Below are 10,491 nucleotides of genomic sequence, written 5' to 3' on the forward strand. Positions count from 1 at the left end.
ATCTGCAGTAGGGATCAGCTCTTCATAAGTACCTACAGTGAAGTTGTTTTCTGTTGCATTTTTCCAGGAATCTCTTTTGCCTTCAATAGCTTCTTTACGCAGTGCATAAGAAACGTCCAATCCACTATCTCTTAAATTTAAACCCTGGTTAAGGCCTTGTGCGCCGCAACCTACAATTACGAGTTTTTTTCCTTTTAATGCATTTACGCCGTCCAGAAATTCTGAACTGTCCATGAAATCGCAAACACCTAATTGGTTTAATTTTTCTCTAAGAGGTAATGTGTTAAAATAATTTGACATCGTTTTTATTGGTTTTATTTTAAGGTTCTAATTTTTATCTGTTCTACTATTAATTACATGCTGAATACGTTTTTCTCTTTGTCGAGAAATTCGTTTTCAATCACTTCTTCTCCCGGATCTTTGCGCTCAAACTCTCTCAGTTTGCGGTTAAAGCCATCGCTGTCTTTAATAATGGCCACCCTTGCACTTCTTACAAACTCAATCAGGCCGTAAGGTTGCAGTACTTCAATCAGTTTGTCGGTTTCTTCGCGGTGTCCGGTGGCTTCAAATACGGTATAGTCTTTACGGATCACTACGGCGCGGGCACCAAATTCACGCAGTAAGCGTTCTACAGAAACTTTCTCTGCAATGGTATCTGTAGGTACTTTATAAAGGGCCATTTCCTGCCAGATGATGTCTTCGTTGGTATTGTAATATACTTTTAAGACTTCTACCTGTTTCTCAATCTGGCGGGCCAGCTTGCGCACCACTTCTTCTGTCTCGTGGATCAGGATGTTGAAACGGTGTATATGCTCAATCTCAGAAGGAGAGGTGTTCAGGCTTTCAATATTGATTTTTCTTCTGGAGAAGATAATGGCAATACGGTTGAGTATGCCGATTCTGTTTTCGGTGTATACAGTAATTGTAAATTCCTGTTTTCCGTTTAATTCTAATTCGTTGGAACTGCTCATGGTCTTACAATTATTTAAGTCTGATTTCACTTACACTACTACCTTGTGGTACCATTGGGAACACGTTATGTTCTTTAGCTACCATAACCTCTAAGAGGTAAGAACCTTTGTGGTTCAGCATTTCTTCCAGGGCTGAAACGAGTTCCTCTCTTTCGGAGATCTTTTTACCTGCGATATAATAAGATTCAGCAAGTTTCACAAAATCAGGGCTGGTGATGTCTACAAAAGAATAACGTTTCTCATGAAACAATTGCTGCCACTGGCGTACCATGCCCAGGAACCTGTTGTTCAGGATCATGATTTTTACGTCAATACCAGTTTGCATAATGGTGCCCAGCTCCTGCAGGGTCATCTGGAAGCCACCATCTCCGATAATGGCCACAACGGTTTTGTCTTGTGCGCCAAATTTGGCACCAATGGCTGCAGGAAGTCCAAAGCCCATCGTACCAAGGCCACCACTGGTTACATTACTGCGGGTGTTGTTGAACTTGGCATAACGGCAGGCCACCATCTGGTGCTGACCAACGTCGGTTACAATGATGGCATCGCCATGGGTTAAGTCATTTAATTTGTTCACTACTTCTCCCATGGTCATTTCACCGGTTCCGGGGTTCAGTTCCTTCTGAATGACAGTATCATGTTCTTCTTTATCGAAGGCCCTGAATTCGCCAAGCCATTCCGGATAGGTTCTTTCTTCTACTAAAGCGGTTAACAGAGGCAGGGTTTCCTTGCAGTCTCCCCAAACTGGCACGTCAGCCTTTACGTTTTTGTCTATCTCCGCCGGGTCTATGTCCAGGTGGATCACTTTGGCTTGTTTGGCATATTTATCCAGACGGCCGGTTACCCTGTCATCAAAGCGCATTCCTATAGCGATCAGTACATCGCAGGCATTGGTTTGTACGTTAGGACCGTAATTACCGTGCATGCCCAGCATACCTACGTTTAAAGGGTGATCTGTTGGAATTGCACCAGCGCCCAAAATAGTCCAGGCTGCAGGAATTCCGCTTTTTTCTACAAAAGCTTTGAATTCTTTTTCTGCTTCACCCAATAAAACTCCCTGGCCAAACAAGATAAATGGTTTTTTTGCGGTGTTGATCAGTGCAGCCGCTTGTTCAATATATTCTTTCCTGATGATTGGTTTTGGACGGTAACTGCGGATGTGCTCACAAGGTACATAACCTTCATACTCAAACAACTGCAATTGCGCATTCTTCGTAATGTCGATTAATACAGGGCCAGGTCTGCCGCTTCTGGCAATATAAAAAGCTTTGGCCAGTACAGCAGGGATTTCAGTGGCATCGGTTACCTGGTAGTTCCATTTGGTTACTGGTGTAGTGATGTTGATCACGTCAGTTTCCTGGAAGGCATCGGTTCCAAGCAAATGTGCAAATACTTGTCCCGTGATACACACCAGGGGAGTACTGTCAATCTGTGCATCGGCCAGGCCTGTAACCAGGTTGGTTGCACCCGGGCCGCTTGTAGCAAATACGACACCTACTTTCCCTGATGAACGGGCATAGCCTTGTCCGGCATGGATGCCGCCCTGCTCGTGTCTCACCAGGATATGGTTTAATTTTTCTTTGTAATCATAAAGTGCATCATAGATGGGCATGATGGCACCACCAGGATATCCAAAAATGGTATCGGTACCTTCAGCGATTAAGCCCTCTAGTAAAGCTACAGAACCAGTAACCGTTGTGGTTGTTTTTGGTTCGGTTAGGGTGGATGCTTCCGCTTGTGCTGTAGTCATTTTATTGTTTTTAGGGTGGGTTGTCAATGTTTAATCGGTATAAGCGTCGGTTACGCAACCTTCGCTGGCGTCACTTACTTGTTTGATGTATTTATAGAGTACACCTTTGGTGACGGGTGGAGGTAATTGCGTCCAGACCGAGCGGCGTGTAGCCAGTTGCTCATCTGTCAGGTGAACATTTATCGTGTTGTTTACCGCATCAATGGTAATGATGTCATCGTCATGAACCAGGGCAATGTTTCCACCATCCCATGCTTCAGGGGTAATGTGTCCAACTACAAAACCGTGGGTACCACCAGAGAAACGACCATCTGTAATCAATGCCACCGATTTGCCTAAGCCTGCGCCAATAATCAATGAAGTAGGTTTCAGCATTTCAGGCATGCCAGGTGCACCTTTAGGACCAACCTGTCTGATGACCACAACATCTCCACTTTTTAACCTTCCACTTTGGATGCCTGCCATAAGCGCTTTTTCTCCGTCAAAAACACGTGCCGGACCCGTAAATTTCTCTCCTTCTTTACCACTGATTTTAGCTACAGAACCTTTAGTAGCCAGGTTGCCATACAACATTTGCAGGTGACCGGTTTCTTTAATCGGGTTTTCTATCGGGAAGATGATCTTTTGAGTATCAAAATCCAGGTCAGGAGCATCAGCAACATTTTCTGCTATCGTTTTACCCGTAACCGTTAAGCAGTCGCCATGGATCAATCCTACTTTTAACAAGTACTTCAATACGGCTGGTACACCACCAATTTCATGGAGGTCTTCCATTAAATAGGTTCCACTTGGTTTTAAGTCGCCCAATACCGGGGTACTGTCACTAACTTTTTGGAAATCATCTAATGTTAAGCTTAAACCAACAGACTTCGCTATGGCAATTAAGTGCAATACCGCGTTGGTAGAGCCGCCCAATACCATAACGGTTACCATTGCATTGTGAAATGCTTTGTCGGTCATGATGTCGGAGGGGAGAATGTTTCTTTCTAAAAGGATGCGGATGTATTTTCCGGCTTCCAGACATTCGTTCTTTTTCTCATCGCTTGTAGCGGGATAGGAAGAACTATATGGTAAACTCATACCCAATGCCTCAATGGCCGAAGCCATGGTATTTGCAGTATACATACCACCACAAGCACCTGCACCAGGGCAAGCGTTTTTAATGACACCCTGGAAATCTTCTTCTTCTAAATTACCTGCCAGTTTTTGCCCTAAAGCTTCAAAAGCAGATACAATATTTAATGAAGCGCCTTTATATTTTCCGGAGTGTATACTTCCACCATACACCATAATGGATGGACGGTTTAAGCGACCCATAGCCATAATAGAGCCGGGCATATTTTTATCACAACCAGGAATGGTAATCAAGCCGTCGTAGTATTGCCCACCACAAATGGTTTCAATCGAATCTGCAATCACATCTCTGGATACCAGGGAATAACGCATCCCATCTGTTCCGTTAGACATTCCGTCACTTACACCAATGGTACCGAAAGTTAAACCGACCATGTCATTTTTCCAGACCCCGTCTTTTACAATTTTTGCAAGATCATTTAAGTGCATGTTGCAGGTGTTTCCATCGTATCCCATGCTGGCGATGCCAACCTGGGCTTTGTCCATGTCTTCTTTGGTCAATCCAATTCCGTACAACATGGCTTGTGCAGCTGGTTGTGTCGGATCTTGTGTAAATGTTTTACTATATCGGTTAATTTCAGGAGTTTGTGACATATTCGGTCTATAGCTATGTTTTATATGATTACTTCGTAGTTCTGTTTTTCTAATACAAGGCACTTATAAGTGCGCTGAAGGGTTGCTCCAATGCTGTCCTGCCATTTAAGCGGGAAAACGGTTTCATCTACAGACTTGATTCCGGCAATTTCTACTGCGGTTCCACAGAAGAATGCGCTGTCTGCGTTTTTCAAATCTTCTACAGTGAGCACCCTTTCTATACACTCTATATCCAGTCTTCTGCACAGTTGTATGACTGTAGCACGGGTGATGCCCGGCAAAATATGACCGGCAGGAGGGGTATATAATTTTCCGTTTTTTTCAACAAAGATGTTGGCCCCTGGGGCTTCTGCTATATGGTTGTTCATGTCCAGTAAAATGGCTTCATCAAAACCTTTACTTTTTGCTTCTGTAGTAGCCAAAATGGAGTTTACATAATGCGCGCTCACTTTAGCCTCCATTGGCATGGATTTGGGGTTTGGACGCTGATAGCTCGAGATGCCTACCTTTAACTGTTTGTTCCCCAGGTAAGCCTCCCATTCCCAGGCGCAGATCATAATGTTAACTTCTGCAGGAGTTGAAAGTGACATATTTGGCCCGCAATAAACCAATGGGCGTATATACGCATCTTTCAGGTTGTTCAATTCCAATACTTTATAGGTTTGTCGGATCAGATCATTGATGTCCCAGGGAAAGGGGATGTGAACCAGTTCACAGGAACGTTTAAGACGTTCAAAATGAGACCTGGCTTTAAAAACCCGGACTCCGTTATGGGTACTGTAAGCCCTTATTCCTTCAAATACAGCATAGCCATAGTGCAGAGACTGGCTATAAAGATCAGTTCCGGCTTCCGATGCTTTGACAAGGTCGCCGTTTAAATAAAGTACTGTGTTTGAATTGAAGTATTGCATTGGGTAGATATAGGTTGTTTTTGTTTTGTTGCTTTCATTAAAAAAGCGCCTCTTTTGGGGGCGCTTTGGTTCTTTATTAAAAACTCATTTACAGCGCCTTGCTCTCCTGGATAATCAGCAGGAGGTTCAGGTTAATAATGACATTGTTAAATGTTGTATTTGAGCTGTTCATTTTGTATTTTGTTCTAACTAATTTCTATAAAACCAATTTAGTTTTTGGTTCAGATTCTATCAATAGCTACAGTAAAATAATTGAAAAAAAATATTATTCTGTTATTTAGCCTATTTGCTTTTATTTAATTCTGTGTAAAGCTTGATTTTGACACTAATGATGGTAGCTGCTATACCAAATATGATTTCGGTATTCGGTATAGATATTATGCTAGCATACCACTTTTCTGAAAATTCTGCGTAAAATGATGAAAGTCATGAAAAAACTTGATGAAACTGACCAAAAAAAGCAAATAAAAAAAGCCCCCTGATCTTTTCGATCAGGGGGCTTTTACATTCTTTATTAGAGATTAAGCAACACCTTCGGCTAAAACAATAATCTTGTTTTTTAAAACCTCCACAACTCCACCTTTAATTACAAAGATTTCATCTTCGGCTTTGTTGCTTTTTATAGTTACTGGACCATCTTCCAAAGTAGAGATAATTGGCGCATGGTCTTTCAGGATCTGAAAAGAACCCATGGTACCAGGTACAGTAACTGCTGTTACTTCTCCTTCGTAGATTTTTTTGTCTGGTGTTAAAATTTCTAATGTCATATATATAATAATATACGCTACAATTAAGCGTTTGCTTCAGCTAATAGTTTTTTACCTTTTTCAATAGCATCTTCAATGCTACCTACCAAGTTAAATGCAGCCTCAGGATATTCATCAACTTCACCATCCATAATCATGTTGAATGCTTTGATGGTATCTTTGATGTCAACCAATACACCTTTTAATCCGGTGAACTGCTCTGCAACGTGGAATGGCTGAGATAAGAAACGTTGAACACGACGCGCGCGGTGAACAGTTAATTTATCCTCCTCAGATAATTCGTCCATACCAAGGATGGCGATGATATCTTGTAGTTCTTTATAGCGTTGCAGGATTTCTTTAACACGTTGAGCAGTGTTGTAATGCTCATCACCCAATACAGCTGGAGACAAGATACGTGAAGTAGAATCCAGTGGATCTACCGCAGGGTAGATACCAAGCTCAGAGATTTTACGTGAAAGTACTGTAGTTGCATCCAAGTGGGCAAATGTTGTTGCCGGAGCCGGGTCAGTTAAATCATCCGCAGGTACATAAACTGCCTGTACAGATGTAATTGAACCACGTTTTGTTGAAGTGATACGCTCTTGCATCAGACCCATCTCAGTTGCTAACGTAGGTTGGTAACCTACCGCAGAAGGCATACGACCTAAAAGTGCCGATACCTCAGAACCTGCCTGGGTAAAACGGAAAATGTTGTCAACGAAGAAAAGGATATCTTTACCAGCACCTTCACCATCACCGTCACGGAAGTATTCTGCTACTGTTAGTCCTGATAAGGCAACACGTGCACGTGCACCAGGAGGCTCGTTCATTTGACCGAATACTAAAGTAGCTTTAGATTCTTTTAATTTTTCAGTATCAACTTTAGACAAGTCCCATCCACCTTTTTCCATAGAATGAAGGAAGTCCTCACCGTAGTTGATTACACCAGATTCGATAAACTCACGTAAAAGGTCATTACCTTCACGTGTACGCTCACCTACACCAGCGAATACAGAAAGACCTGAGTGTGCTTTGGCAATGTTGTTTACCAGCTCCATGATCAATACTGTTTTACCTACACCCGCACCACCAAACAAACCGATCTTACCACCTTTTGCATAAGGCTCTAATAAATCGATAACTTTAATACCGGTAAAAAGAACTTCTGTTTCAGTAGATAATTCATCAAATCTAGGAGGGGCGTTGTGGATCGCTTTACCATTGGAATTATCAATGGTGTTGATACCGTCAATAGCTTCACCAACAACATTGAATAAGCGACCTTTGATTTGTTCTCCTGTTGGCATTTTGATCGGTGCACCAGTGTCCACTACTTTCATACCGCGAACTAAACCATCGGTTGAATCCATTGCGATTGCACGTACACGGTCTTCACCAAGGTGCTGTTGAACTTCTAAAACGATCTTCTGTCCGTTTTCTTTTTGAATCTCTAGGGCCGAGAAAATTTTAGGTAACTGAGCATCGTCAGCAAAACTTACGTCAACTACCGGTCCTATAATCTGCGCTATCTTTCCAATGTTAGGCATATATTGTTTTGGGTAAAATTATAAATATCAATTTGTTAAAGGCTGTTTTAAAGCCCGTAATTTGGTTCGCAAAGTTAAGAGTTTTCAACTTAAATTTTATATATAAATAAAAAGTTTTTCAACAGTTTATTTATTGATACTTTAGACTCCATAAAAACCTGTTCTATATTCATGAAAACGATACTTGTTACCGGTAGCAATGGCCTTTTGGGTCAGAAGATTACAGAAAGAAATCTGCATTTTAAACAATTTAATTTAATTGCTACGGCGAAAGGGGCCAATCGCTTTCCGTCGTCTGAGGGATATACTTATGCCGAGATGGACATCCTGAACCCGGAGCAGGTAAGGTTGGTTGTGGAAAAATTTCGGCCTGATGCGATCATTCATACAGCGGCATTAACCAATGTGGATACTTGCGAAACGGAGCGGGAACTGGCGGATGCATTGAACGTTACTGCAGTAAAAACGCTGGTTGGGATTTGTGAGGAATTCGGTATTCAACTGGTGCATGTATCTACCGATTTTGTTTTTGATGGTTTGGATGGTCCTTATGATGAACAGGCCGTTCCTAATCCGGTAAGCTATTACGGTCTGACGAAACTTAGAGCAGAGGAAGTTGTGCAAGAGGCAACTTGTACTTGGGCGATTTTGCGAACCATTATTGTTTATGGTATTGTGCAGGACATGAGCCGGAGTAATATTGTGCTTTGGGCAAAGGGGGCATTAGAGAAAGGGGAGCCAATTCATGCAGTGAACGACCAATGGCGGATGCCAACTTTGGCTGAAGATTTGGCGGATTGCTGTTTGCTGGCGGTAGAGAAGCAGGCACAGGGAATTTATAATGCGAGTGGAAAAGATATGATGAGCATTGTGGAGCTGGTTTATAAGGTTGCAGATTTTTGGGGATTGGATAAGAGTTTGGTTAAGGAGGTGAGTGGGGCGAGTTTGAACCAGAAGGCTAAACGTCCTGGGAGAACTGGATTTATATTGGATAAAACGATAAGGGATTTGGGTTATAAGCCGCATAGTTTTGAAGAGGGATTGGCGGTGTTGAATCGGCAATTGGGTTTGTAGGGAGGTGAATTTTGTTGGAAAATTCTGTACAGCTGCTTCAAGACTAACGATATCAGGTCCGCTGAAGGAGCGGACAGATCTCTGAGGTCTTTCCGCAGCGTACGAGAATTTTCCTTCGCAAATTGCAGAGGAGGGCGGTGATCCGGGTAGGGTGCAAAGAAAGTTCTTAACATCGATCGGATAATGGAAACTAATTTTGTTTTTCTTTTAAACCTTTTGGTATGCGTTGAGTCAAAGATTCGAGAGCGTTAATTTGGCGGGTCACTTCGGAACGTGAGGTGGCTCGCTTTTTTATTTTAAGGTTTCATCTTTTCTAAGATAGACAGGATATTTCCTGCGGGGTCTTTAAACCAGGCAATTTTTGGGTTTCCATCGAGAATGCCTCTTTCATCTGTTTTTAAGTGTTCTTCATTGTAGATCTCAAATTGAATACCGAGCTCGTTCAGGTCTTTAACGGCGGACTCTACATTGTTTACGTTGAAATTTAGTACAGTAAAAGTTGCTGGCTGATGATTTGGTTTAGGATAGATCATAACCGGAGGGCTGTCTTTTAGGTGTAGTGTGAGTAGTCCGTTGGATTCTTCCACGTCTAGTCCGAGGATGTCGTTATAAAAGTTTTTTGCTTTTTGCAGGTCATTGACTGAAAAACTGCTGAAAGCGGCAGTGTTTTTAAAGAGGTTCTTTTTCATAGTGCTTGGTATGAAGTAATAGAGTAGATGCATATGGCTAATTTACAACATCTGATAAATAAAAAACGACAGTAAATGAGACAATTATGAGGCTTTTTGCGACAAGGTATGAATATTGCTTCCAATGATTTGTAGTTTGAAAAGAGTCAGGAAATTTATGAAAGCAATTGTAATTACTAAAGCAGGTCAACCCGAAGTTCTTCAGATGGTAGAAAGACCAAAACCTGTACCTTCTGCAACTGAGGTGCTGATCCAAGTGAAGGCGGCTGGCGTAAACAGGCCGGATGTAGCGCAGCGCAAAGGCGTTTATCCTCCTCCGGCTGATGCTCCGCAGGATATTCCTGGCCTTGAGGTCGCTGGTATTGTTGAACTGGTGGGAGATTCTGTTACCAGATGGAAAGTTGGAGATCAGGTTTGCGCCCTGGTGAAGGGTGGTGGCTATGCAGCGTATTGTACTGCTCCTGAGGGTTCATGCTTGCCTTTGCCTGCTTCTTTGTCTTTTATTGAGGCCGCTTCCCTGCCCGAAACCTTCTTTACGGTTTGGAGTAATGTTTTTGACCGGGCGAGGTTGCAAGCAGGAGAAAGTTTATTGGTACATGGGGGGAGCAGCGGTATAGGGGTAGCTGCCATACAAATTGCAAAGGCTTTAGGAAGCAAGGTTTATGTAACAGCGGGTTCCGATGATAAATGTAGGTTTTGTGAACAATTGGGTGCTGATAAAGCCATTAATTATAGAATGGAGAAGTTTGCAGAGGTTTTGAAAGATTTAACCTTTGGAAAGGGGGTAGATGTTATTTTGGATATGATTGGGGGGGATTATACTTTTGATAATTTGAAGACGCTTGCCCTGGACGGACGTTTGGTACTGATCAATGCGATGAGGGGAAAGGATGTGCAGATAGATCTGGGCATGGTGATGGCAAAACGTTTAAATATTACGGGTTCTATGCTGCGTGCGCGCGACGCCGGTTTCAAATCAGCGATCGCAAGTTCACTGGAGAAAAATGTCTGGCCATTATTGGAGCAGGGCAAGATTAAACCTGTTATTTATAAAGTATTTCCAATACAGCGG

General features: G+C 42.5%; 9 protein-coding genes and 1 pseudogene. 2 read left to right on the plus strand and 8 right to left on the minus strand.

The annotated features are described in order from the left end of the window. The 7 genes and pseudogenes from VNZ46_RS01380 to atpD all read right to left on the minus strand — a co-directional run. A pseudogene (locus tag VNZ46_RS01380) lies at positions 1-300 on the minus strand (ketol-acid reductoisomerase); the annotation flags it as partial. 53 nt (positions 301-353) lie between these two features. Further along, positions 354-971: an acetolactate synthase small subunit gene (ilvN, locus tag VNZ46_RS01385; protein WP_325558280.1), complete on the minus strand. Its 618-nt coding sequence runs from the start codon at positions 969-971 to the stop codon at positions 354-356. 10 nt (positions 972-981) lie between these two features. Beyond that, complete coding sequence (ilvB, locus tag VNZ46_RS01390; protein ID WP_325558281.1) at positions 982-2,721, minus strand: biosynthetic-type acetolactate synthase large subunit; 1,740 nt, start codon at positions 2,719-2,721, stop codon at positions 982-984. A gap of 30 nt (positions 2,722-2,751) precedes the next feature. Beyond that, positions 2,752-4,449, minus strand: coding sequence for a dihydroxy-acid dehydratase (gene ilvD, locus VNZ46_RS01395; RefSeq protein ID WP_325558282.1), 1,698 nt, complete (start codon positions 4,447-4,449; stop codon positions 2,752-2,754). A gap of 20 nt (positions 4,450-4,469) precedes the next feature. Continuing rightward, entirely contained in the window at positions 4,470-5,360 is an 891-nt protein-coding gene (locus tag VNZ46_RS01400; RefSeq protein WP_325558283.1) for a branched-chain amino acid transaminase, read from the minus strand. Between the two features lie 521 nt (positions 5,361-5,881). Then, the gene (atpC, locus tag VNZ46_RS01405) at positions 5,882-6,127 is read right to left on the minus strand and encodes an ATP synthase F1 subunit epsilon (protein ID WP_133780101.1); all 246 of its coding nucleotides are present in this window, start codon (positions 6,125-6,127) and stop codon (positions 5,882-5,884) included. Between the two features lie 23 nt (positions 6,128-6,150). Beyond that, the gene (atpD, locus tag VNZ46_RS01410; RefSeq protein WP_325558284.1) at positions 6,151-7,656 is read right to left on the minus strand and encodes a F0F1 ATP synthase subunit beta; all 1,506 of its coding nucleotides are present in this window, start codon (positions 7,654-7,656) and stop codon (positions 6,151-6,153) included. Between the two features lie 171 nt (positions 7,657-7,827). On the opposite strand from atpD, the gene VNZ46_RS01415 reads away from it, so the two are divergent. Next, complete coding sequence (locus VNZ46_RS01415; RefSeq protein WP_325558285.1) at positions 7,828-8,730, plus strand: SDR family oxidoreductase; 903 nt, start codon at positions 7,828-7,830, stop codon at positions 8,728-8,730. A gap of 296 nt (positions 8,731-9,026) precedes the next feature. Here VNZ46_RS01415 and VNZ46_RS01420 read toward each other — a convergent pair whose 3' ends face one another. After that, complete coding sequence (locus VNZ46_RS01420) at positions 9,027-9,419, minus strand: VOC family protein (RefSeq protein ID WP_325558286.1); 393 nt, start codon at positions 9,417-9,419, stop codon at positions 9,027-9,029. A 157-nt stretch (positions 9,420-9,576) separates the two neighbouring features. Between VNZ46_RS01420 and VNZ46_RS01425 the strand changes: the two genes are divergently transcribed. Then, positions 9,577-10,491, plus strand: a 915-nt coding sequence (locus VNZ46_RS01425) for an NAD(P)H-quinone oxidoreductase (protein ID WP_325558287.1), incomplete at its 3' end; no start/stop codon positions are given.

The organism is Pedobacter sp. (genome assembly GCF_035566355.1).
GTDB lineage: Bacteria > Bacteroidota > Bacteroidia > Sphingobacteriales > Sphingobacteriaceae > Pedobacter.

Excerpts from the sequence above, each read along its gene's own strand:
- ilvN (WP_325558280.1), bottom strand. The coding sequence starts at position 971 with ATGAGCAGTTCCAACGAATTAGAATTAAACGGAAAACAGGAATTTACA.
- ilvB (WP_325558281.1), bottom strand. The coding sequence starts at position 2,721 with ATGACTACAGCACAAGCGGAAGCATCCACCCTAACCGAACCAAAAACA.
- ilvD (WP_325558282.1), bottom strand. The coding sequence starts at position 4,449 with ATGTCACAAACTCCTGAAATTAACCGATATAGTAAAACATTTACACAA.
- VNZ46_RS01400 (WP_325558283.1), bottom strand. The coding sequence starts at position 5,360 with ATGCAATACTTCAATTCAAACACAGTACTTTATTTAAACGGCGACCTT.
- atpC (WP_133780101.1), bottom strand. The coding sequence starts at position 6,127 with ATGACATTAGAAATTTTAACACCAGACAAAAAAATCTACGAAGGAGAA.
- atpD (WP_325558284.1), bottom strand. The coding sequence starts at position 7,656 with ATGCCTAACATTGGAAAGATAGCGCAGATTATAGGACCGGTAGTTGAC.
- VNZ46_RS01415 (WP_325558285.1), top strand. The coding sequence starts at position 7,828 with ATGAAAACGATACTTGTTACCGGTAGCAATGGCCTTTTGGGTCAGAAG.
- VNZ46_RS01420 (WP_325558286.1), bottom strand. The coding sequence starts at position 9,419 with ATGAAAAAGAACCTCTTTAAAAACACTGCCGCTTTCAGCAGTTTTTCA.